This window comes from Pseudomonas sp. MWU349 (genome assembly GCF_017947325.1).
In the GTDB taxonomy this organism is placed as follows: domain Bacteria; phylum Pseudomonadota; class Gammaproteobacteria; order Pseudomonadales; family Pseudomonadaceae; genus Aquipseudomonas; species Aquipseudomonas protegens.
In genome coordinates, this window is sequence record NZ_JAFEVP010000002.1 from 623,812 (window position 1) to 647,015 (window position 23,204).

Annotated in this window: 20 protein-coding genes; 10 read left to right on the forward strand and 10 right to left on the reverse strand. The window is 62.5% G+C overall.

Features of this window, described 5'->3' with window-relative positions; genetic code table 11:
- The first annotated feature begins 324 nt into the window (after positions 1-324).
- Positions 325-1,842 (forward strand): MDR family MFS transporter, encoded by a 1,518-nt coding sequence (locus KCG88_RS10080; RefSeq protein WP_210712317.1) that lies wholly within the window; start codon positions 325-327, stop codon positions 1,840-1,842.
- An 81-nt stretch (positions 1,843-1,923) separates the two neighbouring features.
- Here KCG88_RS10080 and KCG88_RS10085 read toward each other — a convergent pair whose 3' ends face one another.
- The 4 genes from KCG88_RS10085 to KCG88_RS10100 form a co-directional block, all read right to left on the reverse strand.
- A complete protein-coding gene (locus KCG88_RS10085; protein WP_210712318.1) occupies positions 1,924-2,769 on the reverse strand; it encodes a cache domain-containing protein in 846 nt (281 codons plus the stop codon).
- A 123-nt stretch (positions 2,770-2,892) separates the two neighbouring features.
- Positions 2,893-3,732, reverse strand: coding sequence for a hypothetical protein (locus tag KCG88_RS10090; RefSeq protein ID WP_047337660.1), 840 nt, complete (start codon positions 3,730-3,732; stop codon positions 2,893-2,895).
- Positions 3,733-3,838: 106 nt separating this feature from the next.
- Positions 3,839-4,831, reverse strand: coding sequence for an NAD-dependent epimerase/dehydratase family protein (locus KCG88_RS10095; protein ID WP_047337661.1), 993 nt, complete (start codon positions 4,829-4,831; stop codon positions 3,839-3,841).
- Positions 4,832-4,928: 97 nt separating this feature from the next.
- Positions 4,929-5,828 carry a LysR family transcriptional regulator ArgP gene (locus KCG88_RS10100; protein ID WP_047288844.1) on the reverse strand — a complete coding sequence of 300 codons (900 nt, stop codon included), beginning with the start codon at positions 5,826-5,828 and terminating at the stop codon, positions 4,929-4,931.
- 110 nt (positions 5,829-5,938) lie between these two features.
- Between KCG88_RS10100 and KCG88_RS10105 the strand changes: the two genes are divergently transcribed.
- The 8 genes from KCG88_RS10105 (at position 5,939) to KCG88_RS10140 (ending at position 15,408) form a co-directional block, all read left to right on the forward strand.
- Positions 5,939-6,343, forward strand: coding sequence for an ACT domain-containing protein (locus tag KCG88_RS10105; RefSeq protein ID WP_011063078.1), 405 nt, complete (start codon positions 5,939-5,941; stop codon positions 6,341-6,343).
- Between the two features lie 2 nt (positions 6,344-6,345).
- Positions 6,346-6,948 (forward strand): LysE/ArgO family amino acid transporter, encoded by a 603-nt coding sequence (locus tag KCG88_RS10110; protein WP_047288848.1) that lies wholly within the window; start codon positions 6,346-6,348, stop codon positions 6,946-6,948.
- 176 nt (positions 6,949-7,124) lie between these two features.
- On the forward strand, positions 7,125-7,721 hold the full coding sequence (locus tag KCG88_RS10115; protein WP_011063080.1) for a Fe-Mn family superoxide dismutase: 597 nt from the start codon (positions 7,125-7,127) through the stop codon (positions 7,719-7,721).
- A 302-nt stretch (positions 7,722-8,023) separates the two neighbouring features.
- Entirely contained in the window at positions 8,024-10,075 is a 2,052-nt protein-coding gene (locus KCG88_RS10120) for a GGDEF domain-containing phosphodiesterase (RefSeq protein ID WP_210712319.1), read from the forward strand.
- Positions 10,076-10,237: 162 nt separating this feature from the next.
- Positions 10,238-11,578, forward strand: coding sequence for an imelysin family protein (locus tag KCG88_RS10125; protein WP_047288851.1), 1,341 nt, complete (start codon positions 10,238-10,240; stop codon positions 11,576-11,578).
- A 236-nt stretch (positions 11,579-11,814) separates the two neighbouring features.
- On the forward strand, positions 11,815-13,200 hold the full coding sequence (locus KCG88_RS10130) for a di-heme oxidoredictase family protein (protein ID WP_241774866.1): 1,386 nt from the start codon (positions 11,815-11,817) through the stop codon (positions 13,198-13,200).
- A 43-nt stretch (positions 13,201-13,243) separates the two neighbouring features.
- Complete coding sequence (locus KCG88_RS10135) at positions 13,244-14,308, forward strand: imelysin family protein (RefSeq protein ID WP_011063084.1); 1,065 nt, start codon at positions 13,244-13,246, stop codon at positions 14,306-14,308.
- A 2-nt stretch (positions 14,309-14,310) separates the two neighbouring features.
- Positions 14,311-15,408 (forward strand): DUF1513 domain-containing protein, encoded by a 1,098-nt coding sequence (locus KCG88_RS10140; protein ID WP_210712439.1) that lies wholly within the window; start codon positions 14,311-14,313, stop codon positions 15,406-15,408.
- 62 nt (positions 15,409-15,470) lie between these two features.
- Here KCG88_RS10140 and KCG88_RS10145 read toward each other — a convergent pair whose 3' ends face one another.
- The 5 genes from KCG88_RS10145 to colR all read right to left on the reverse strand — a co-directional run bounded on the left by KCG88_RS10145 (position 15,471) and on the right by colR (position 19,247).
- Positions 15,471-15,695 (reverse strand): hypothetical protein, encoded by a 225-nt coding sequence (locus KCG88_RS10145; protein WP_041119677.1) that lies wholly within the window; start codon positions 15,693-15,695, stop codon positions 15,471-15,473.
- A 2-nt stretch (positions 15,696-15,697) separates the two neighbouring features.
- On the reverse strand, positions 15,698-16,411 hold the full coding sequence (locus KCG88_RS10150) for a lipopolysaccharide kinase InaA family protein (RefSeq protein ID WP_047288855.1): 714 nt from the start codon (positions 16,409-16,411) through the stop codon (positions 15,698-15,700).
- Between the two features lie 4 nt (positions 16,412-16,415).
- Positions 16,416-17,099, reverse strand: coding sequence for a class I SAM-dependent methyltransferase (locus tag KCG88_RS10155; RefSeq protein WP_199521999.1), 684 nt, complete (start codon positions 17,097-17,099; stop codon positions 16,416-16,418).
- Between the two features lie 194 nt (positions 17,100-17,293).
- Positions 17,294-18,574 (reverse strand): HAMP domain-containing sensor histidine kinase, encoded by a 1,281-nt coding sequence (locus KCG88_RS10160; protein ID WP_047337664.1) that lies wholly within the window; start codon positions 18,572-18,574, stop codon positions 17,294-17,296.
- Complete coding sequence (colR, locus tag KCG88_RS10165) at positions 18,564-19,247, reverse strand: two-component system response regulator ColR (RefSeq protein ID WP_047288861.1); 684 nt, start codon at positions 19,245-19,247, stop codon at positions 18,564-18,566. Before colR ends, KCG88_RS10160 begins: the two co-directional genes overlap by 11 nt.
- Before the next feature lie 203 nt (positions 19,248-19,450).
- Between colR and KCG88_RS10170 the strand changes: the two genes are divergently transcribed.
- Positions 19,451-21,400 (forward strand): LTA synthase family protein, encoded by a 1,950-nt coding sequence (locus KCG88_RS10170; protein ID WP_210712320.1) that lies wholly within the window; start codon positions 19,451-19,453, stop codon positions 21,398-21,400.
- Between the two features lie 142 nt (positions 21,401-21,542).
- Here KCG88_RS10170 and groL read toward each other — a convergent pair whose 3' ends face one another.
- Entirely contained in the window at positions 21,543-23,186 is a 1,644-nt protein-coding gene (gene groL / locus KCG88_RS10175; protein WP_047288866.1) for a chaperonin GroEL, read from the reverse strand.
- Between the last annotated feature and the right edge of the window lie 18 nt (positions 23,187-23,204).

The window sequence follows — 23,204 nt, forward strand, 5'->3', positions numbered from 1 at the left end:
CTCTTCGATAAACGAATAGGCCCGGGCGAAATGCAAGCAACAGCAATATCAATGGGCATTGACCGGCCCGGCGTTCAGAACACCAGCCCGGTGCCGGGCACTATACAGAATGCGTCCCATTACCAGCTAATCCTTGCCGCATCATCTGCGCTTTCGTATGACCGCCCACGGCTTCACACAGCATCGTTCCCACCAGTTAAGCCCAGATGAAAAATCCCCGCAGACTTCCTTGTATGGCTATCTAGTAGGCTCCTATCTAGTACACTGAAGCGCACTTCCACCGGCCTTGCTCCGCCGGGTCAATCTCTGCCCGCAGGTTCTTTCGTGACCCACTTCCAACAGCCCGTCTCGCCCAAACCGGCCATTCGCAGCGTGCTGATCGCCCTGATGCTGGCGATCTTTCTCGGCGCCCTGGACCAGACCATCGTCGCCGTCTCCATGCCGGCCATTTCCGCCCAGTTCAAGGACGTCGGCCTGCTGGCCTGGGTGATCTCCGGCTACATGGTGGCGATGACCGTGGCAGTGCCCATCTACGGCAAGCTCGGCGACCTTTATGGCCGCCGCCGCTTGATGCTGTTCGGCATGGGGCTGTTCACCCTGGCTTCGTTGTTCTGCGGCCTGGCACAGAACATGGAGCAACTGGTGCTGGCGCGGATTTTTCAGGGTATTGGGGCCGGCGGCATGATCTCCGTGAGCCAGGCCATCATTGGCGACATAGTTCCGCCTCGGGAGCGCGGCCGCTACCAGGGCTACTTCAGCAGCATGTACGCCGTGGCCAGCGTTGCCGGCCCGGTGCTGGGCGGCTACATGACCGAATTCCTTTCCTGGCGCTGGGTGTTCCTGATCAACCTGCCCCTGGGCCTGGGCGCCTGGTGGGTGGCGCATCGCACTCTGATCGGGCTGCCGGTGCCCCAGCGCAAGCCGATCATCGACTACCTCGGTACCGTGCTCATGATCATCGGCCTGACCGCCCTGCTGCTGGGTATCACCCAGGTAGGCCAGGGCTATTCCTGGCGCAGCGCCGAAGTGCTCGATCTGCTGGCCATCGCGGTCATCGTCCTGGCACTGTTCGTCTGGCATGAGCGCCGGGCCCGGGAACCCCTGCTGCCGATGCACCTGTTCACCAACCGCAACGCGCTGCTGTGCTGGTGCACGATCTTCTTCACCAGCTTCCAGGCCATTTCCCTGATCGTGCTGATGCCGCTGCGCTTCCAGAGCATCACCGGCGCCGGGGCCGACAGTGCCGCCCTGCACCTGCTGCCGCTGGCCATGGGTCTGCCAATGGGCGCCTATTGTGCCGGTCGCCTGACCTCGGTCACCGGCCGCTACAAACCGATGATCCTCAGTGGCGCGCTGCTGATGCCGCTGTCGATCCTCGGCATGGCCCTGGTCCCGCCGCAGTCGGAGCTGCTCAGCGGCCTGTTCATGCTGCTCTGCGGGATCGCCGGCGGCATGCAGTTCCCCACCTCCCTGGTGGGCACGCAGAATTCGGTGGAGCAACGGGATATCGGTGTGGCCACCAGCACCACCAACCTGTTCCGCGCCCTAGGCGGGGCGGTGGGCGTGGCGCTGATGTCGGCGTTGCTGCTGGCCTTGCTCCAGGATTCCAGCCTGGCCCATCTCAGTGGCGCCGGGCTGATGGCTGAAGGGCACTCCGGCAATGCCCTGCTGGAAGGCCTGAACGCCGCCCCCGGCCCGGCGCGGGACGCCTTGCGGGCCGAGTTGCTGACGACCTTCAAGCATCTGTTGCTGGTCAGTGCCGGGGTATCCCTGCTGGGGCTGGCAGCGGCGATCGCCATGCCCAACCGCCTGCTGCGCGGTCGCGACGACAAGGCGCGTTAACCCGCCCCGGGCTCCTGTAGCCGCTTTGCTCGAAGCGCTCCAGCCCTTGCTGAAGCCGCCTGCGGCAGCGGGGCAGCAGGATCAAGGGCTGTAGTAGCCCACCGCAACCAGCAGATTCCCTACCTTGCGCAGGTAGGCGTGCTTGTCCTCCACCTTGCCGGTTACCGGGTTCTTCCAGCGGTATTGGTATTCGCCCTGATCCTCGCGAGCCATGAGCGCCAGCATCGGCTCGCCCACAGGCTTGCCTTCCGGATCCTTGACCTTGGCGAAGTCGGTGTTGAGCAAACGCAGGTTGGTGCCATGGGCCAGGTAGCGCCGGCTGTCCAGGTCCACCACGAACACGTACAGATCGTCTTCGAGAAAACCGCCCTGCAACTGGTTGATCGCCTTGAGCGTGCCATTGCGGTCCGCGCTCAGAGCCGTGGCTGCCCTCTCCAGCAATGCCCTGGCCTGATCAGCAGACGCCCGAGGCTGGTAGTAACCCACCGCCAGGATGCGCTCGCCAACCCGCTGGAAATACACATGCTTGCGCTCGATCTTGCCGTCGGCCCAGTTCTGCCAGCGGTACTCGGCCTGCTGGATGCCATTGCCCTCGGGCGTCTTCAGCGCGTGCTTGAACGCCTTGCGCAGATCCGGCCCCAGGACTTGCGACACATCACGGCCAATCAAGGCCGACGAGGGACCGCCACTGGCCAGCATCACGCCTTGGGTATCCACCACGAACACATAGCGGTCGTGGTCGACGAACTCGCCCTGGCGGCTGAAGGCAGCGAATGCCTTGTCGCCCTGCTCGTGGTAGTAGCCCAGGGCCTTTTCCAGCAGCGCCCGGGCCGCCGCGCCATCCTCCACCGCCGGCGCCGCCTGCAGCGGGCTCAAGCACAACAGCAGCAGCCAGCCCAGCCAGGTATTTCCAAGCCACCGTCTCATCGCCCGCTCCTCGTTCGTGTTGGCGTTCGAAGAGCGTAGACGGCGACAGGATATGCGGAAACATTCAGCACACGGGGGTGAACCGGCGTCTTCCCACGCCAGGCGCGGGAAGACCGCCCCCCATCAAGGACGGGTGTTGATCTGCTGCTGCAGGTTCTGGATCTGGCTTTGCAGCGTGTTGATGTTGCGGGTCACCTGGCCGCGAAAGGCATCGAACTCGGCAGTGCTGGCACCGTTTTGCGCAGCGGCGGGACGGTTGTCCTGCTGGCTCTTGAGTACGATCAGGTCCTGTTCCAGGCGCTCGATGGCGGCGCTCGGATTGCCCTGTTTCTTCAGCGTGGCCAGGTCGGCGGCCAGGCTCTTGAGCTGGGCATCGACCTTGCCGTTGTCGCTCTGGGCGCTTTTCAGGCTCGCCAGTTCACCGCTCAAGGCTTTCACCTGAGCCTGCAACTGGCTGTTGGCTGCTTGCTGTTCGGCGGTCTGCGCGCTCATCTGCGCCAGGCGCTTGTCCAGATCGGTGGCCTGCCCCGCCACGCCCTGCTGCTGGCGGCTCTGGTCCTGCAGGCGGCTCTCCAGTTGCTTGATCTGCAGCTTCAGCGCTTCGCTGTCGGTGGTGACATTGGTCTGGCTGGCCACCACTTTGCCGGAGATGTCCTGCAGGCGGCCGGCCGCTTCCTCACTGATCCTGGCGAAGCTTTCCTGGGTCGCTACCAATTGCTGTTCCATCAGCGAAATCTGCTGGAAGCTCCACCAGGCAAGGCCGATGAAGGCAAAGAACAAGGCACCCACCAATGCCCAGAGCGGGCCGGTGCTGGGGCTCTTGACCTTGACTACCGGCGCACTGCGCGAATGCACGGAAGTGCGCTCGCGGGCAGCACTGGTGGTAGGGAAGACATCGTCGTCGAGAGGATCGGCGCGCAGACTGGGAACGTCGTCGAAGTCATCGTTTGCATCGTTACGCATGGGGCAACCTTTGTGAAACGCAGTGGTGGCTGAGTGCGGCGAGTATAAACCGCTAATCCGCCCGGCCAATGGACCGGGCCGGACAAACTCGGTTCAGTCTTTGGTTTCAGCTTATGTCCTGGGCTTTCCACCAGGCGCAGAACTCATCCAGGGCAGCCCACAGGCTGACCTTGGGCTCATAGCCGAGATAATGCCGGGCACGGCTGATGTCCAGGGTGAAATGCTTGTTCATGACCTGCATTCCCAGGCGCGACAGAGTCGGCTCTGGCCGCCCCGGCCAGAGCTTGCAGACACCTTCGTTGAGCGCCGCCACGCCATAAGCCAGGCCGAAGGAGCGATAACGGGTGACTTGCGGCACCTGCATCTGGCGCATCACGTAATTGACCACATCCCACAAAGGCACCGGTGTGCCGTTGCTGATGTTGTAGGCCTTGCCCAGGGCCGAGCCGCTGGCGTGCAGGCTGCTGTACAACGCATCGTTGAGGTTGTGCACACTGGTGAAGTCCACCTTGTTCAGGCCGTTGCCGACAATGGCCAGGCGGCCCTTGCGCTGCATCTTCAACAGCCGCGGGAAGATGCTCATGTCGCCGGCGCCGGTGACGAAGCGCGGGCGCAGGGCAAGCACTTCAAGGCCGAACTCCTGGGCGCCGAAGACCTTTTGCTCGGCCAGGTACTTGGTGGCCGCATAAGGATGCGCGAAGCGCTTGGGCACTTGTTCCTCGGTCAACCCCAGGTGATCCCGACCGTCGAAGTAGATCGAGGGCGAAGACAGGTGCACCAGCCGCTGCACCCGCTGCTTGAGGCAGGCTTCGACCACGTTTTCAGTGACCAGCACATTGCCCTGGTGGAAGTCCTGGTAGCGCCCCCACAAGCCCACGGCACCGGCGCAATGCACCACGCTGTCGACGTCGCGGCACAGCTCGCGCACCAGATCGGCATCGCTCAGGTCCCCCTGGACGAACTCTGCGCCACGGCGCACCAGATGCTCCACGGCTTCGGCGCGACGGCCATTGACCCGCACCTCCAGGCCCTGCTCAAGGGCAAAACGGGCGAAGCGCCCGCCGATGAAGCCGCTTGCGCCGGTAACCAGAATCTTCATGAAATATTCCTAAGAAAGCAGTGACGAGCTACGAGCTACAAGCTGCAAGTTAAAAATCAGTGCGCAAGCTGTCTACTTGCAGCTTGTCGCTTGACGCTTACGGCTGCTCCCAGGGCACCAGCCATTGTGCCGACAAACGTGCCAGGTGCTCGGTGAGCAGCCCCAGCAATTGGCCGCCGTTGCGCCAATGATGCCAGTACAGCGGCACATCGATGGGTTTATCCGGCAACAGCTCCAACAGCAGGCCCCGCTCGAGCTGCTCGCGGACCTGCAACTCGGGCACAAGCCCCCAGCCCAGGCCGGCCTCGGTCAGGCGAATGAAGCCCTCGGAAGAGGGGCACAGATGATGCTCGAAAGCACCGTCCACGCCCAGAGACGCCAGGTAGCGATGCTGCAGGAAATCGTCGGGGCCAAACACCAGCGCCGGTGTGCGCGGCAACTGCTCGGCACGCACGCCCTGGGGAAAATGCCGGGCGATGAATGCCGGGCTGGCCATGGCCCGGTAGCGCATGGCCCCCAGCAGCAGGCTGCGGGCCCCGGCCACCGGGCGCTCGCTGGCACAGACACAGGCCGCCACTTCCCCGGCGCGCATGCGCTTGAGGCCGACGGTCTGGTCCTCCACCACCAGGTCCAGGAGCAAGTGGTGCTCGGCGCAAAAATCGCCCACTGCGCCAGCCCACCAGGTGGCTAGGCTGTCGGCGTTGAGGGCGATGCGCAAGCGCTCCGGCAGGCCTTCCTCGTCCAGGGCCGGCACCAGGCTTTGCAGGTCGCGCTCCAGCAGGCGCACCTGCTGCACATGGTTGAGCAGGCGCCGGCCGATTTCCGTCGGCGCCGGCGGCGTCACCCGCACCAGCACTGGCTGGCCGACCCGGGCCTCCAGCAGTTTGATCCGCTGGGAAATCGCCGACTGTGACAAACCCAGCACCTGGGCCGCCCGCTCGAACCCTGCCTGCTCGATCACTGCGGCCAAGGCCGAGAGCAACTTGTAGTCGAACATCAGTTTTCCTAATGAGAGATCAGCAATATTGGTTTTTCTTATACAACCTGGGCCAGGAAAATAGCCAGCGTAAAGCCTCAGCAATGCCTCTTCGTTCAAGGATTCCGTTCATGGCCGGTGAAACCTCCCTCGCAACCCTGCTGCGCAGCATGAGCCCGCAGCTCAATGACGGCGAGTACGTGTTCTGCTCCCTCCCCGACCGCAGCCTGCTGCAGGACTGCGAAGTGCTGGGCAGTTTTCGCGAGCGCGAAGGCCTGACCGTGATTCTCCCGCGCCAGCAGGCCGAGCGCCTGGGCCTGGGCTTCGACTATGTAGCCGCCTGGATCACCCTCAACGTGCATTCGGCGCTCGAAGCCGTGGGCCTGACCGCAGCCTTCGCCGGGGCCCTGGGCAAGGCCGGAATCAGTTGCAACGTGATCGCCGGCTACTACCACGATCACCTGTTTGTCGGCCAGGCGGATGCCGGGCGGGCCATGCAGGTATTGCAACAACTGGCCGCCGGCGAGGAGCAATAACCATGTGGCAAAGCTATATGAATGGCCTGTTGGTGGCCTTCGGCCTGATCATGGCCATCGGTACTCAGAACGCTTTCGTCCTGGCCCAGAGCCTGCGCCGCGAGCACCACCTGCCGGTGGCGGCACTGTGCGTCACCTGTGATGCGCTGCTGGTGGCGGCCGGAGTGTTCGGCCTGGCCACCGTGCTCACCCAGAGCCCGATGCTGCTGGCGGTGGCACGCTGGGGCGGCGCGGCGTTCCTGATCTGGTATGGCGCCCAGGCATTGCGCCGGGCCTGCTCGAAACAGAGCCTGCAGCAGGGCGAAGGACAGACCGTGCGTTCGCTGCGGGCGGTGATGCTCAGCGCCCTGGCGGTGACCCTGCTCAACCCCCACGTGTACCTGGACACGGTGCTGCTGATCGGCTCGCTGGGAGCCCAGCAGACCGAACCGGGCGCCTATGTGGTGGGGGCCGCGAGCGCTTCGCTGCTGTGGTTCTTCACCCTGGCGCTGGGCGCTGCCTGGCTGGCTCCGTGGCTGGCACGCCCGAGCACCTGGAGGATACTCGACCTGCTGGTGGCGGTGATGATGTTCAGCGTCGCCCTGCAGTTGATCAGCGCCGCGTGACTTATTCCAAAAGGCTCTGGAACCTCTATCCCACACAGTTGTTGCGTGGTTAAGCCGCACCCCCGGTGCTATGATCCGAACCCTGCGCCGCAAAGAGTACAAACTCCCCGGCGCTTGTCTGGCCGCCCGTGATCGGCCTTGCGCTCACCGCAACTGACCTGATTAGGAGAATCATCATGGCTTTCGAATTGCCGCCGCTGCCCTATGCACACGACGCTCTGCAGCCGCACATTTCCAAGGAAACCCTGGAATACCACCACGACAAGCACCACAACACCTACGTCGTGAACCTGAACAACCTGGTGCCAGGCACCGAGTTCGAAGGCAAGACTCTGGAAGAGATCGTCAAAACCTCTTCGGGCGGCATCTTCAACAACGCAGCCCAGGTCTGGAACCACACTTTCTACTGGAACTGCCTGGCGCCAAACGCCGGCGGCCAACCTACCGGCGCCCTGGCTGAAGCCATCAACGCTGCGTTCGGTTCGTTCGACAAGTTCAAAGAAGAATTCACCAAGACTTCGGTTGGCACCTTCGGTTCCGGCTGGGGCTGGCTGGTGAAAAAGGCTGACGGCTCCCTGGCCCTGGCCAGCACCATCGGCGCCGGCAACCCGCTGACCAGCGGCGACACCCCGCTGCTGACCTGCGACGTCTGGGAACACGCCTACTACATCGACTACCGCAACGTTCGTCCAAAATACGTCGAAGCGTTCTGGAACCTGGTCAACTGGAAATTCGTGGCTGAGCAGTTCGAAGGCAAGAACTTCGTCGCTTAAGTCCGTTTGCAGTGTAAAAAACCCGGCATGGCCGGGTTTTTTTTGCCTCTGGCAAAGCCGGGATCTTGTCCCGCCCACCTGAAGCGCTAAGATTCATGACAGGTAAAAATAACGCCGCCCCTCAAGTTGCAAGGCGTCGCTACCGACACACTATCCACAGCACGAGCAATCCTGATTCTGATCACCCGGGCCTGGCCCGCAGACGTCCTGTTCTCGGCACTCATGTCACTTTGACGGCCATCACGGGATTGCCAATACTCATGGCAACTTGACGCTACACGCACGGAACAAGGAATAGCCCTTTGAAGCTGGAACTCAAAAACAGCTTGTCGGTGAAGTTGCTCCGGGTTGTGCTGCTGTCGGCACTCATAGTGGGCGTGGTCCTGAGCTGCGCCCAGATCGTCTTCGATGCCTACAAGACTCGGCAGGCGGTAGCTAGCGATGCCCAGCGCATTCTCGACATGTTTCGCGACCCATCGACACAGGCGGTCTACAGCCTGGACCGGGAAATGGGCATGCAAGTCATCGAAGGCCTGTTCCAGGATGACGCTGTGCGCATGGCCTCCATTGGCCACCCGAACGAGACCATGCTCGCGGAGAAATCCCGCGACCTGCAGAAATCCTCCAGCCGCTGGCTGACCGACCTGATCCTCGGTCAGGAACGCACCTTTACTACGCAATTGGTGGGCCGAGGCCCATACAGCGAGTATTACGGCGACCTGAGCATCACCCTCGACACCGCCACTTATGGCCAGGGTTTCATCATCAGTTCGGTGATCATCTTCATTTCCGGAGTCCTGCGGGCACTGGCCATGGGCCTGGTGCTGTACCTGGTCTATCACTGGCTGCTGACCAAGCCGCTGTCGCGGATCATCGAGCACCTGACCACCATCAACCCCGACCGCCCCAGCGAACACCAGTTGCCCCTGCTCAAGGGCCACGAGAAGAACGAGCTGGGGATCTGGATCAATACCGCCAACCAGTTGCTGGCCTCCATCGAGCGCAATACCCACTTGCGTCACGAGGCGGAAAACAGCCTGTTGCGCATGGCCCAGTACGACTTCCTCACCGGCTTGCCAAACCGCCAGCAGCTGCAACAACAGCTGGACAAGATCCTGGTGGACGCCGGGCGCCTGCAACGCCGGGTAGCGGTGCTCTGTGTCGGCCTGGATGATTTCAAGGGCATCAACGAACAGTTCAGCTACCAGACCGGCGACCAGCTGTTGCTGGCCCTGGCCGACCGCCTGCGTGGCCACAGCGGCCGGCTTGGCGCCCTGGCACGCCTGGGAGGCGATCAGTTCGCCCTGGTCCAGGCCGATATCGAACAGCCTTATGAAGCTGCGGAACTGGCCCAGAGCATCCTCGATGACCTGGAGGCTACCTTCGCCCTGGATCACCAGGAAATCCGCCTGCGTGCCACCATCGGCATCACCCTGTTCCCGGAAGACGGCGACAGCACGGAAAAGCTCCTGCAAAAAGCCGAACAGACCATGACCCTGGCCAAGACCCGGTCGCGCAATCGGTATCAGTTCTATATCGCCAGCGTCGACAGCGAGATGCGTCGCCGCCGCGAGCTGGAAAAAGACCTGCGCGAGGCCCTGGCCCGAGATCAGTTCTTCCTCGTCTACCAACCGCAGATCAGCTATCGCGACCACCGTGTGGTGGGCGTCGAAGCGCTGATCCGCTGGCAGCACCCCGAGCATGGCCTGGTGCCGCCAGACCTGTTCATTCCCCTGGCGGAACAGAACGGCACCATCATCGCCATCGGCGAATGGGTGCTGGACCAGGCCTGCCGCCAGTTGCGGGAATGGCACGACATGGGCTTCAGCGACCTGCGCATGGCGGTCAACCTGTCCACCGTGCAACTGCACCACGCCGAATTGCCACGGGTGGTCAACAATCTGTTGCAGATCTACCGCCTGCCGCCCCGCAGCCTGGAGCTGGAAGTCACCGAAACCGGCCTGATGGAAGACATCAGCACCGCCGCCCAGCACCTGCTGAGCCTGCGCCGCTCCGGCGCCCTGATTGCCATCGACGACTTCGGCACTGGCTACTCGTCTTTGAGCTACCTCAAGAGCCTGCCCCTGGACAAGATCAAGATCGACAAGAGCTTCGTCCAGGACCTGCTGGATGACGACGACGATGCCACCATCGTGCGCGCGATCATCCAGTTGGGTAAGAGCCTGGGCATGCAGGTGATCGCCGAGGGCGTGGAAACTGCCGAGCAGGAGGCCTACATCATCTCCGAAGGCTGCCACGAAGGTCAGGGCTACCACTACAGCAAACCCCTGCCCGCCCGGGAGCTGGGGGCCTACCTGAAACAGGCCCAGCGCAGCAATGCGGCAATCCTCTGAGCCAGGCACGGCGCTGGCGAACCTGACCCAGCGCAATCCCCTGTTGAATAAGAAATATTTCCAGGCACAACCCTTTACACATAATGCAAATCTTTCGCATTATGTCGCAGCTTTTGCGCGCCCCCGCGCCGTCCACTCCCCTCTCGAAGCAGGATGTTCGCCATGATTCGTATGCCTCTGGCTACCGCCAGTCTGTTGGCCATCGCCATTTCCCTCGCCGGCTGCGGCGAAGGCAAAGACGACAAGGCTGCCGCCCAAGCGCCGACCCCGGCCACCAGCACTGCCACCCCAGCGGCCGATGCGGCCGGCAAGGTCGACGAAGCGGCTGCCAAGGCCGTGGTCGCGCATTACGCCGACATGGTCTTCGCCGTATACAGCGACTCCGAATCCACCGCGAAAACCCTGCAAACCGCCATCGATGCCTTCCTCGCCAAGCCCAACGAGGACACCCTGAAAGCCGCCAAGGCTGCCTGGGTCGCCGCTCGCGTGCCTTACCTGCAGAGCGAAGTGTTCCGCTTCGGCAACACCATCATCGATGACTGGGAAGGTCAGGTGAACGCCTGGCCCCTGGACGAAGGCCTGATCGACTACGTCGACAAGAGCTACGAGCACGCACTGGGCAACCCGGGCGCCACCGCCAACATCATCGCCAACACCGAGATCCAGGTCGGCGAAGACAAGGTCGACGTGAAAGACATCACCCCGGAAAAACTCGCCAGCCTGAACGAGCTGGGCGGTGCCGAGGCCAACGTCGCCACCGGCTACCACGCCATCGAATTCCTGCTCTGGGGCCAGGACCTCAACGGCACCGGCCCTGGCGCCGGCGCCCGTCCTGCTTCGGACTACCTGGAAGGTGCCGGTGCCACAGGCGGCCACAACGACCGTCGTCGTGCCTACCTGAAGGCCGTGACCCAACTGCTGGTCAATGACCTGGAAGAAATGGTCGGCAACTGGAAGCCGGACGTGGCCGACAACTACCGCGCCACCCTGGAAGCCGAGCCGGCCGAGACCGGCCTGCGCAAGATGCTGTTCGGCATGGGCAGCCTGTCCCTGGGGGAACTGGCCGGCGAGCGGATGAAGGTTTCCCTGGAAGCCAACTCCCCTGAGGACGAGCAGGACTGCTTCAGCGACAACACCCACAACTCGCACTTCTATGACGCCAAGGGCATCCGCAACGTCTACCTGGGCGAATACACCCGTGTCGACGGCACCAAGATGACCGGCGCCAGCCTGTCGTCCCTGGTGGCCAAGGCCGACCCGGCCGCCGACGCGGCCCTGAAAGCCGACCTGGCGGCCACCGAAGCCAAGATCCAGGTCATGGTCGACCACGCCAACAAGGGCGAGCACTACGACCAACTGATTGCTGCGGGCAACGAGTCCGGCAACCAGATCGTGCGCGACGCCATCGCCGCCCTGGTCAAGCAGACCGGCTCGATCGAGCAGGCCGCTGGCAAGCTGGGCATCAGCGACCTGAACCCGGACAACGCCGATCACGAATTCTGATCAGCATTGCACCCGGCAAAAAGGCGACCCTAGGGTCGCCTTTTTTGTGCCCGTCACAACCGTTTGCACAACCTGCAACATCACGGCCTGAGCTCCGGCCAGCTTGTCCTGGGTCAAACTAAACGATAATTCCTCTTATTCAATCCAGGCCGCCCTGTTAGACTTTGCGCCCTTGTTTTGCTCGTCTTGCAGGATGTCCGATGCCCTCGTTGCTGCTTCGCTGGTCCGCTCTGTTCATGGCCCTGAGCCTGAGTGCCTGCGATGACGCGCCGCGCTTTACCCAGGCCGAACCTGGAGAAGCCCGGGCGGGCGGCGCAACCACGGTCAACAAGAGCGATCGCAATGCCTTCTCCCTGCCGTCGGCCAACCTGCCACCCACCCGGCGCCTGGACTTCAGCGTCGGCAACAGTTTCTTCCGCAACCCCTGGGTCATCGCCCCCTCCACCACCACCGCCCGCGACGGCCTCGGCCCGTTGTTCAACACCAACGCCTGCCAGAACTGCCACGTCAAGGACGGGCGCGGCCATCCCCCGGCGCCGGATGCGCTGAACGCGGTGTCGATGCTGGTGCGCCTGTCGATCCCCGACGATCCGGCCTTTGCCAAGCTCATCGAGCAGGCAGGCATCGTTCCAGAACCGGTGTACGGCGGCCAGTTGCAGGACATGGCCATTCCCGGGGTCGCTCCGGAAGGCCGGGTGCGGGTGGACTACGATCCCCTGCCGGTACGCTTCCAGGACGGCACCCAAGTGGAGCTGCGCAAACCCAAGCTGCAGATCACCGACCTGGGCTACGGGCCGATGCACCCGGACACGCGTTTTTCCGCCCGGGTGGCGCCACCGATGATCGGCCTGGGGCTGCTGGAAGCCATTCCCGAGGAGGCGATCCTGGCCAACGCCAGGCCGGCGAATAAAAATGCCATTGCCGGCCGGCCCAACTGGGTCTGGGATGACGCCCTGCAAAAGACCGTACTCGGGCGTTTTGGCTGGAAAGCCGGGCAACCCAACCTCAATCAACAAAATGTTCACGCATTTTCTGGTGATATGGGCCTGACCACCCGCCTGAGACCCTTCGATGACTGCACCGACGCGCAAACCGCCTGCAGGCAGGCCCCCAATGGCAACGGCCCGGATGGCGAGCCGGAGGTCAGCGACAACATCTTGCGCCTGGTGCTGTTCTATACCCGCAACCTGGCGGTACCGGCACGTCGCGATGTCGACTCGCCCCAGGTCCTGGCCGGCAAGAACCTGTTCCTCCAGGCCGGCTGCCAGTCCTGCCATACCCCAAGTTTCACCACCTCGGCCAACGCCGCCGAACCCGAGCTGGCCAACCAGGTGATACGCCCCTACAGCGACTTGCTGCTGCATGACATGGGCGAAGGCCTGGCGGACCACCGCACAGAGTTCAAGGCCAGTGGCCGCGACTGGCGCACCGCACCGCTGTGGGGCATCGGCCTTACCGAAACCGTCAGCGGCCACACCCAGTTCCTGCATGACGGCCGCGCCCGCAACCTGATGGAGGCGGTGCTCTGGCACGGCGGCGAAGCCGAAGGCGCGAAACAACAGGTCTTGACCTTCAATGCCCAGCAGCGCGCCGCGTTGCTGGCCTTCCTGAATTCTCTATAACGCTCGACTCACACGTTTTCTCCACAATAAAGGGAGCCCGAACATGTTCCGCCCCAAACTGCTGTTCACCAGCCTTGCCGCACTCGCCCTGGGCGCCTGCTCGCCCCAGGACCCACAAGCCGTGACCTCGGCGGCCATCGCCAAGCAGGTCATCCTGCCGACCTACAGTCGCTGGGTCGACGCTGACCGCCAGCTGGCCATCAGCGCCCTGGCCTTCTGTGAAGGCAAGGAAAGCCTGGACACCGCCCGAGCCGACTTCCTCCATGCGCAAAAAGCCTGGGCCGAGCTCCAGCCGTTGCTGATCGGCCCACTGGCCGAGGGCAACCGCTCCTGGCAGGTCCAGTTCTGGCCGGACAAGAAGAACCTGGTGGGCCGTCAGGTGGAGCAACTGGTCACTGCCAACCCGCAGATCGATGCCGCCGCCCTGGCCAAGTCCAGCGTCGTGGTGCAGGGGCTGTCGGCCTACGAATACATCCTCTTCGACAGCAAGATCGACATGGCCGACAGCGCGCAGAAAGCCCGCTACTGCCCGCTGCTGACGGCCATTGGTGAGCGCCAGAAACAGCTGGCCGAAGAAATCCTGTCGAGTTGGAACACCAACGACGGCATGCTCGCGCAGATGAGCAAGTTCCCCAACCAGCGGTACGCCGATTCCCACGAGGCTATCGCCGACCTGCTGCGGGTCCAGGTCACGGCTCTGGACACATTGAAGAAGAAGCTCGGCACGCCGATGGGCCGCCAGACCAAGGGCATCCCGCAGCCGTTCCAGGCCGATGCCTGGCGCAGCCAGTCGTCCCTGCAAGGCCTGGAAGCCAGCCTCAGCGCCGCCCAGACGGTCTGGGCCGGGGTCGACAACAAGGGCTTGCGCGGCCTGTTGCCTGCCGATCAGAAGCCTCTGGCCGACAAGATCGACGCCGCCTACGCCGCCTCGCTGAAACTCTTCGCCAGCACCCAGCGCTCGCTGACCGAAATGCTCAGTGACGACGCTGGCCGCCAGCAACTCAACGACCTGTATGACAGCCTCAACGTGGTCCACCGCCTGCATGAAGGCGAATTGGCCAAGGCGCTGGGGATCCAACTGGGCTTCAACGCCAACGACGGTGACTGATGATGCTGCGACGTCAGGCTTTGGCGCTGGGCAGCCTGCTGCTCAGTGCGGTGACCTTGGGCGGCTGGACGCTGTTCAAGCAAAAGGGCAAGCAGCCCCTGCTGCTTTCGGCCAGGGACGATGGTGACGGCAAGCATTACGCCGTCGGTTATCAACTGGACGGTAAACAGGTGTTTGCCACCCAGGTCGGCCAACGTTGCCATGACATCATCAACCACCCGCAACTGCCCATCGCCCTGTTCGTGGCGCGGCGCCCGGGCACCGAAAGCTACCTGATCGACCTGCGCAACGGCGCGCTCCTGCAGACCCTGGCCGCGCAACCGGACCGGCATTTCTACGGACATGCGGTGATCCACAAGAGCGGCGAATGGCTGTACGCCACCGAGAACGATACCCGGGACCCGGGCCGAGGCTTGCTGGGCGTCTACCGCTTCGAAGGTGAGCGCCTGGTGCACAGCGGCGAGCTGTCCACCCATGGCATCGGCCCTCACCAGGTGTCATGGATGCCCGACGGGGAGACCCTGGTGGTGGCCAACGGCGGTATCCGTACCGAAGCCGAAAGCCGGGTGGAAATGAACCTCGACGCCATGGAACCGAGCCTGGTCCTGATGCAGCGCGATGGCACCCTGCTGAGCAAGGAAACCCTGGCCCAGCAGATGAACAGCGTGCGCCACATGGGCATTGCCGGCGACGGCACCATAGTCACGGGCCAGCAGTTCATGGGCGCCGCCCATGAACCCTCGGAACTGTTGGCGATCAAGCGTCCCGGCCAGCCTTTCGCCCCCTTCCCGGTAGCCCAGGAACAATTGCAGTCCATGGGGCACTACACCGCCAGCGTGGCAGTGCACAGCGACCTGCGGCTGGTGGCCCTGACCGCTCCCCGGGGCAATCGCTTCTTTATCTGGGACCTGGACAGCGGTGCCGTGCGGGTCGACGCCCCACTACCCGATTGCGCCGGTGTCGGAGCGGTGGCCGATGGCTTCGTGGTGACCTCGGGACAAGGTCGCTGCCGCTTCTATGACTGCCGTCAGACACAGATCGTGGCCAAGCCCCTGGACCTTCCAGCAGGCCTGTGGGACAACCACCTGCATCTGATCTGATCATTCCCGGGCAAATAAAAGGCCTCGCATTGCGAGGCCTTTTTCTAGGGGCTGAACAAGCTTCAACTCTGGGGTTTCAAACCTTGAGCCATGCCGAACATGAACAGCAACAAGTCATGGTCGGGCTTGACCGCCACAGAGGCTTTGGCCACCCGCGGCAACGGGCAGTGGGCGTCTCCCTGGGCGCTCAGGACCTGCGTGCGCGGCTGCTCCCAGGCAGCTACGGCCAAAGAAGCGACTGCCAAGGCTCCTGCCAGGAACAAACCTCGTGCAATTTCTAGCTTCATCGCTATAAACCTTTGATGGGGCTGCCAAACACCGTCTTATAAAAGTAGTAGAGCTTTTGCCAGTCCGCGTCATTCCACGACGAATGGCGACGCAGTTGCTTGAGGTCATGGGCTGCGGCCCGCCGACTGCTCAAGCGCTGGCGGCATTTCTCGAAATCCAGCAGTGCGACTCGCACCTGAGCCTGCTCGCCCTCGCCGTCCACTCGTACGAAAACGTGCTTGGCGTACAGGCAACCATGTTGCCAGCGCCCCTTGTGCATGCGCGCCAGGGTCGCAGCCACTGCTTGCAACAAACGATCATGAAAGGCTTCACCATGGCGCTCGCGCCCACCGGCGGCATACCAGTTGTCGACCTCCATGAAGCCCTCCAGCGCTGCGGTGACCAGCAACGCCTGCCATTGGCGATCCGGGCCACGTCGGGCCCCGCAGAACACCAGCTCCGGAACCTCTACGTCCAGCAGGCGCAGGCCTTGCAGCGCTTCGCGCTCACGCAGGACCGTCGGTCGCCCGAAAGGGTGCAACCAACTGCGATGAATGTGCCCGATCTGCCGCTTGGCATAGAGCAGGCCGCCGCTACTGCTTTGAATGCGTTGGACGCCGCTCTCGCCGCCTCGACGCTGATTGGGTTCCTCGACCCATTCACCTTGTTTGTTCCAGAAGTATTCGAAGCAATCTGTGGGCGCGGCATCCAGTTCCGAAGCACATTCAACAGCCATCCTTTTACCTCTTGCGTAATACGTAGACCCGCCACATGGCGTAGAGCGGAAAGAAGTCCAGGTGTTCCTGGACACGAAAGCCGGCTTGCCTGAATTCTTCTTCGACCGTGGCCGCCGGTAACACGAAACGATTCTGGTAACCCTGCTGCCCGGCTTCAGCCTGGCGTTTGCGCTCCATGCGCTTGCGTTTCCAGGCCTTGAAGTTGCCATCGACCCACAACGAGATGATCACGCTATCACGGCTGACCCGCTGGAACTCCCGTAGCAGCGCCATGCGGTGCTCCGCCTGGCCTATGTGGTGCAATAAACGCATGGAAAAAATGCAGTCCACGGCGTTGTCCGGCAAATCAATGGCAAACGCAGAGGTCTGCAAGGGCCGTACCCGTTTTACCACATCGGCCGGCTGGGCCACCGTGGCGGTACTGAGCATAGCTGCCGAATTGTCGGCGCCAATGATCACTCGATTGGTTTTTTCTGCCAGCAGCGGCCAGAAACGTCCGGCGCCGCAGGGCAGGTCCAGCACCAGCCCGGGTTCTCCCGCCAGAGACAGCGCAGTACGGGCCAATTGTTCGTCACGTTTGTGAGACAACTGCCGCGCCAGGCCATCCTGATGCTTGAGCAGGTATTCCTGGGCATGTTGGGCATCGTATTTGTCGGAAAATTCCAGCTTGATCGGCGTAGCCATCATCAAAGTCTCCTGCAACTGATGGCGCCACCTTAAGCAGCGACGTGTCAGCGACAGGTCATCCCTTTGTGAAAACTTCGTACCGTCCAACGAGGAAATATTTCAGGGTTTTACAGGCTGAGGACAGTGGCCTGGGGCCACTTAAGAGGAAAAAACGACAAGTGACCGGCCCCGTAAAACAGGGCCGGAAAGAAGAGTCAGGCCTTGGCCGAATTCAGCTGAACGTAAAAACGACAGCCATTGGGCGTCATGGTAGTGAGGCTGACAGTCCAGCCCTGGTTCTCACAGATCCGCTGCACCAGGGACAGCCCCAGCCCCAGGCCTTCCCCACGCTTTTCATCGCCGCGGACGAAAGGCTGGAACATCGCCTCGCGCTTTTCCTCGGGAATGCCCACGCCGCTGTCCTCTACCACGAAGCCTTCCGGCAGCAGGGTCAGGCGAATGAACCCCTGCTCGGTGTAATGCAGGGCATTGCGCAGCAGGTTGCCCATCACCGCATGCAGGAAGGTCGCGTTGTAACGACTGTCACCCGGAGTGCCCGGCTCGAAGATCAGTTCGATTCCCTTGGCCTCGATGGCTTCGCTCCAGATCCCGATCAAGTCACTGGCCGCCTGGCTCAGGGTCAACTGCGGCGACATGCTGGCGTCTTCACGCTGGGCCCGCGCCAACATCAGGAAGGTCTGAACCAGTTCGCGCATTTCTTCACAGGCGCGGGCAATGCGTTCGACCTGGGCCCGGCCACGGTGATCCAGGCCAGGATTTTCCAGCAGCAGTTCGCAGGAGGTGGCCAGCACCATCAATGGCGTGCGCAGCTCATGACTGACGTCACTGGTGAACAGCCGCTCGCGGCTCAAGGCCTGGCGCAAGCGCCCCAGGGTTGCGTCAAAGGCGATGGCCAGTTCGCCGACCTCGTCCGCGGCATAATCCGGCGCCAAGGGCGGGGCCAGCCCCAGCAACTGGTCCCGGTGACGTACCTGGCGGGCCAGGCGGACCACCGGCGCCATCACCCGGCGAGCCAGGACCCAGCCGAGAAACACCGCCAGCGCCAGGCTCAGGACAAAGCCCACCAGCACCACGGCGAACAATACCCGCTCACGCTCTTCAAAATCGCTCTGGTCCTGCAGCAGCACATAGCGTCGACCGTCCACCACTTCGACCATCGCGTGATACGACAGCTGTTCACGGAACACTTCATGGAAGCCCGGATCCAGATGGCGCAAATCCTTGGGCAGCTCGAAGTCGCCGCGCCCGCCACTGTAGTAGAACAACTGGTCGGGCTCGGGACGATGCCGCCAATCGCTGACATCATCCATCAACAACAGGCGTTGCAGATCACCGCCCAGGCCAGCGGAGATGAGTTTCTCCTCCACCAGGTGCACCGTCGCCACGATGCCCATGGCGAACGCCCCCGCTACCAGTGCGCTCATCAACGCAAAGGCGATGATGATGCGCTGGGCAAGGCTCTGCTTAAACTCCATCACGGCCCTCGGCCAGGCGGTACCCAACACCGTGCACGGTGTGCAGCAGTGGCTTGGCGAACGGTTTGTCGATCACCTGGCGCAATTGGTGAACGTGGCTGCGCAGGCTGTCGCTGTCCGGGCAGTCGTCGCCCCACAGGGCTTCTTCGAGGATCTCCCGACGCAGCACATGGGGGCTTTTCTGCATCAGCACCGCCAGCAGCTTGAGCCCCACCGGGTTGAGCTTGAGCAAGCGGCCTTCGCGGGTGACCTCCAGGGTATCGAGGTCGTAGCTCAGATCGCCAACCTGCAGCGCCCGACGACCACCCCCCTGGGAACGGCGCATCACCGCCTCGATACGCGCCGCCAGTTCCGAGAGCGCGAAAGGCTTGAGCAGGTAGTCATCAGCCCCGGACTTGAAGCCCTGAAGGCGGTCGTCGAGCTGATCGCGGGCGGTGAGCATGATTACTGGAGTATCACGCCGGGCGTCTTCGCGCAGGCGCTTGCACAGGGTATAGCCATCGATTCCCGGCAGCATGATATCGAGCACGATCAGGTCGTAATGCTCGGTGGCCGCCAGGTGCAACCCGGACAGGCCATCCTGGGCGCAATCCACGGTATAGCCCTTGAGCCCCAGGTAGTCAGCCAGGTTGGCGAGAATATCGCGGTTGTCTTCAACCAGTAGAATTCGCATCGGCACTCTCTCCGTACACAGTTACGGCCATCTTGGCTCGCGCAGCTTAAGGCCAAGTCCGGTTCGCCGCCAGCCTTGTCGCCAGCGCCCGGCAGAGTTCTGCCGAGCCTCGGGGCTTAACAATATTTTCACCAGCGGTTCACAAGCTGACTACAGGGACAACCTCAGACTGCGGACCATTTGCCCCCAAGGAACACCCTCTGATGGATCTTCTCAAGACAGCTCCAGCGCGTTTCGTGCTGCTGCTGACCAGCACCTGGCTGGCGATTTTCCTGCTGACCCGCGGCATTTTGCTGCTCACCCACCTCAACGAAGCCGGTAGCGGCTGGCTGCCGCTGTTTGGCGTCGGCCTACTCTACGACCTGGGTTTCCTGGCCTATGCCGCCCTGCCCCTGGGCCTGTACCTGCTGCTCTGCCCACCCGCCCTGTGGCGTCGGCGCGGCCACCGCTGGCTGTTGCAGGGCCTGTTCAGCCTGAGCCTGTTCGCCATGCTGTTCACGGCCGTGGCGGAGTGGCTGTTCTGGGATGAGTTCGGCGTGCGCTTCAACTTCATCGCCGTCGATTACCTGGTGTACTCCGACGAGGTCCTCCACAACATTCTCGAGTCCTACCCGATCGGCCTGTACATGAGCCTGCTGGCCCTGGCGGCAATCTGCCTGAGCCTGGCCCTGCGCAAGCCCCTGAAGGCTGCGCTGGATGCACCCTTGCCGCCCCTGCGCGGCCGCCTGCTCAGTGCCCTCGGCTTGCTGCTGGTGGCCGGCGCCAGCCTGCAATTGCTCAGCCAGGACAGCCCGCGCAGCCAGGGTGGCAATGCCTATCAGAACGAACTGGCAAGTAACGGCCCTTATCAGTTCTTTGCCGCCTTTCGTAACAACGAACTGGACTACCAGCAGTTCTATCGCAGCCTGCCCGCCGATGTGGTGGCCCGTCAGATGCGTGCCGAACTCAATGAGCCCAATGCCCGCTTCATCGGCAAGGACCCGCTGGATATCCGACGTGTCATCGACAACCCGGGAACTCCACGCACTCCCAACATCGTCCTGGTGACCATAGAAAGCTTCAGCGCCAAATACATGGGCAGCAACGGCGACGACCGCAACCTGACGCCCAACCTGGATGCGTTGCGCGCACAGAGCCTGTACTTCAACAACTTCTACGCCACCGGTACCCGCACCGACCGCGGCCTGGAAGCCATCACCCTGGCAATCCCCCCCACTCCAGGTCGCTCCATCGTCAAGCGCATCGGACGTGAAAGTGGTTTCGCCAGCCTTGGCCAGCAACTGCGTGCCGTGGGTTACGACAGTGTGTTTGTCTATGGCGGCCGGGGTTACTTCGACAACATGAATGCCTTCTTCAGTGGCAACGGCTACCGTGTGGTGGACCAGAGCAGCGTCGAGGAATCCGAGATCCACTTCAAGAACGCCTGGGGCATGGCCGACGAAGACCTTTACACCCAGACCCTGAAGCTGGCGGACGCCGACTACGCGCAGCAGCGGCCCTTCCTGTTGCAACTGATGACCACCTCCAACCATCGCCCTTACACCTATCCCGATGGCCGGATCGACATCAAGTCCGGCAAGGGCCGGGATGGCGCGGTGAAATACACCGACTACGCCATTGGCGAGTTCCTCAAGGTTGCCCGCCAGAAGCCCTGGTTCGACAACACCATTTTCGTGTTTGTCGCCGACCACACCGCAGGCAGCGCGGGCAAGGAAGACCTGCCCATCAGCAACTATCAGATTCCGTTGTTCATCTACGCTCCCAAGCTGGTTCCAGCGCGGGAAAGTGCACAACTGGCCAGCCAGATCGACTTGGCGCCAACCCTGCTGGGCCTGTTGAACCTGGACTACGAATCGACCTTCTTCGGACGCAACCTGCTGCAGGACAACCCCCTGCCACCCCGGGTGCTGGTGGGCAACTATCAACACCTGGGCCTGTTCGACGGCCAGGACCTGGCAATTCTCAGCCCGCGCCAGGGGTTGCGCCGGCATGACCAGGCCCTGGGCGCCAGCCAGGAATCCCGGGTACCGGACAGCGATCCTTTGATCCAGCGCGGCATCAGCTATTACCAAAGCGCCAGTTATGGCTTCAAGCAGCAGTTGCTGGACTGGAAGGTGCCCAAGGCAGCGGCGGATGAAATGAGCCAGCGCTGAGGTCGTTCGCGGGCAAGCCCGCTCCTACAGAAGTGGAGCGGGCTTGTCCGTGAAGGTCCAGGCCCCGCCTCCATATCCCAGCAATAAAAAAGCCCCGCCGGCTTTCACCGGCGGGGCTTTTTAGTACGGGGGTAAGGCTGGCTTACATCATGCCGCCCATGCCACCCATGCCGCCCATGTCTGGCATGCCGCCAGCTGCAGGCTTGTCTTCCACGATTTCAGCAACAGCGGCTTCGGTGGTCAGGATCAGACCGCCGATGGACGATGCGGCTTGCAGCGCGGAACGGGTTACCTTGGTTGGATCCAGGATGCCCATTTCGATCATGTCGCCGTATTCGCTGGTAGCAGCGTTGTAGCCGAAGTTGCCGGCACCCTGCTTGACCTTGTCCACGACAACGCTTGGCTCGTCACCGGAGTTGGCAACGATCTGACGCAGTGGAGCTTCGATCGCGCGACGCAGAACAGCGATACCCACGTCCTGGTCGGCGTTGTCGCCTTTGAGGTCCTTGATGCCTTGCAGAGCACGGATCAGGGCTACGCCACCGCCAGGTACCACGCCTTCTTCAACGGCTGCACGGGTAGCGTGCAGGGCGTCTTCAACGCGGGCCTTCTTCTCTTTCATTTCCACTTCGGAGCCAGCACCAACCTTGATCACTGCAACGCCGCCGGACAGCTTGGCCAGGCGCTCTTGCAGTTTTTCACGGTCGTAGTCGGACGAAGTGTCGGCCACTTGTTGACGGATCTGAGTCACACGAGCCTGGATGTCCGCTTCAACGCCAGCACCGTCGATGATGGTGGTGTTTTCTTTGGACAGGATCACGCGCTTGGCGTTACCCAGGTGCTCCAGGGTGGTGCTTTCCAGGCTCAGGCCGATCTCTTCGGAGATGACGGTACCGCCGGTCAGAACGGCGATGTCCTGCAGCATGGCCTTGCGACGGTCGCCGAAGCCTGGTGCCTTGACGGCAGCGACTTTGACGATGCCACGCATGTTGTTCACGACCAGAGTCGCCAGGGCTTCGCCTTCAACGTCTTCAGCCACGATCAGCAGTGGGCGGCCGGCTTTGGCAACGGCTTCCAGCACTGGCAGCATTTCGCGGATGTTGGAGATCTTCTTGTCCACCAGCAGGATCAGCGGGCCGTCGAGTTCGGCGACCATGGTGTCCGGCTTGTTGATGAAGTAAGGGGACAGGTAGCCGCGGTCGAATTGCATGCCTTCTACGACAGACAGTTCGTTTTCCAGGCCCGAGCCTTCTTCAACGGTGATCACGCCTTCTTTACCGACTTTTTCCATGGCTTCGGCAATGATGTCGCCGATGGAGTTGTCGGAGTTGGCGGAGATGGTGCCGACCTGAGCGATGGCTTTGGAGTCAGCGCATGGCTTGGACAGACCCTTCAGTTCTTTGACGATGGCGATGGTCGCCTTGTCGATACCGCGTTTCAGGTCCATCGGGTTCATGCCGGCAGCGACGGCTTTCAGGCCTTCGTTGACGATCGACTGAGCCAGAACGGTAGCGGTGGTGGTGCCGTCGCCAGCGTCATCGTTGGCACGGGAGGCAACGTCTTTGACCAGCTGCGCGCCCATGTTTTCGAAGCGGTCTTTCAGCTCGATTTCTTTGGCAACGGAAACGCCGTCCTTGGTGATGGTCGGAGCGCCGAAGCTCTTCTCGATGATCACGTTACGGCCTTTCGGGCCCAGGGTCGCTTTTACTGCGTCAGCCAGAACGTTGACACCAGTGAGCATTTTCTTGCGGGCGGAATCGCCGAATTTAACTTCTTTAGCAGCCATGATCGATATTCCTTAAAT

Coding starts and splice junctions, on each gene's coding strand:
- KCG88_RS10085 (WP_210712318.1), bottom strand. CDS start 2,769: ATGAGACGGTGGCTTGGAAATACCTGGCTGGGCTGGCTGCTGCTGTTG.
- KCG88_RS10090 (WP_047337660.1), bottom strand. CDS start 3,732: ATGCGTAACGATGCAAACGATGACTTCGACGACGTTCCCAGTCTGCGC.
- KCG88_RS10095 (WP_047337661.1), bottom strand. CDS start 4,831: ATGAAGATTCTGGTTACCGGCGCAAGCGGCTTCATCGGCGGGCGCTTC.
- KCG88_RS10100 (WP_047288844.1), bottom strand. CDS start 5,828: ATGTTCGACTACAAGTTGCTCTCGGCCTTGGCCGCAGTGATCGAGCAG.
- KCG88_RS10105 (WP_011063078.1), top strand. CDS start 5,939: ATGGCCGGTGAAACCTCCCTCGCAACCCTGCTGCGCAGCATGAGCCCG.
- KCG88_RS10110 (WP_047288848.1), top strand. CDS start 6,346: ATGTGGCAAAGCTATATGAATGGCCTGTTGGTGGCCTTCGGCCTGATC.
- KCG88_RS10115 (WP_011063080.1), top strand. CDS start 7,125: ATGGCTTTCGAATTGCCGCCGCTGCCCTATGCACACGACGCTCTGCAG.
- KCG88_RS10125 (WP_047288851.1), top strand. CDS start 10,238: ATGATTCGTATGCCTCTGGCTACCGCCAGTCTGTTGGCCATCGCCATT.
- KCG88_RS10130 (WP_241774866.1), top strand. CDS start 11,815: ATGGCCCTGAGCCTGAGTGCCTGCGATGACGCGCCGCGCTTTACCCAG.
- KCG88_RS10135 (WP_011063084.1), top strand. CDS start 13,244: ATGTTCCGCCCCAAACTGCTGTTCACCAGCCTTGCCGCACTCGCCCTG.
- KCG88_RS10140 (WP_210712439.1), top strand. CDS start 14,311: ATGCTGCGACGTCAGGCTTTGGCGCTGGGCAGCCTGCTGCTCAGTGCG.
- KCG88_RS10145 (WP_041119677.1), bottom strand. CDS start 15,695: ATGAAGCTAGAAATTGCACGAGGTTTGTTCCTGGCAGGAGCCTTGGCA.
- KCG88_RS10150 (WP_047288855.1), bottom strand. CDS start 16,411: ATGGCTGTTGAATGTGCTTCGGAACTGGATGCCGCGCCCACAGATTGC.
- KCG88_RS10155 (WP_199521999.1), bottom strand. CDS start 17,099: ATGATGGCTACGCCGATCAAGCTGGAATTTTCCGACAAATACGATGCC.
- KCG88_RS10160 (WP_047337664.1), bottom strand. CDS start 18,574: ATGGAGTTTAAGCAGAGCCTTGCCCAGCGCATCATCATCGCCTTTGCG.
- colR (WP_047288861.1), bottom strand. CDS start 19,247: ATGCGAATTCTACTGGTTGAAGACAACCGCGATATTCTCGCCAACCTG.
- KCG88_RS10170 (WP_210712320.1), top strand. CDS start 19,451: ATGGATCTTCTCAAGACAGCTCCAGCGCGTTTCGTGCTGCTGCTGACC.
- groL (WP_047288866.1), bottom strand. CDS start 23,186: ATGGCTGCTAAAGAAGTTAAATTCGGCGATTCCGCCCGCAAGAAAATG.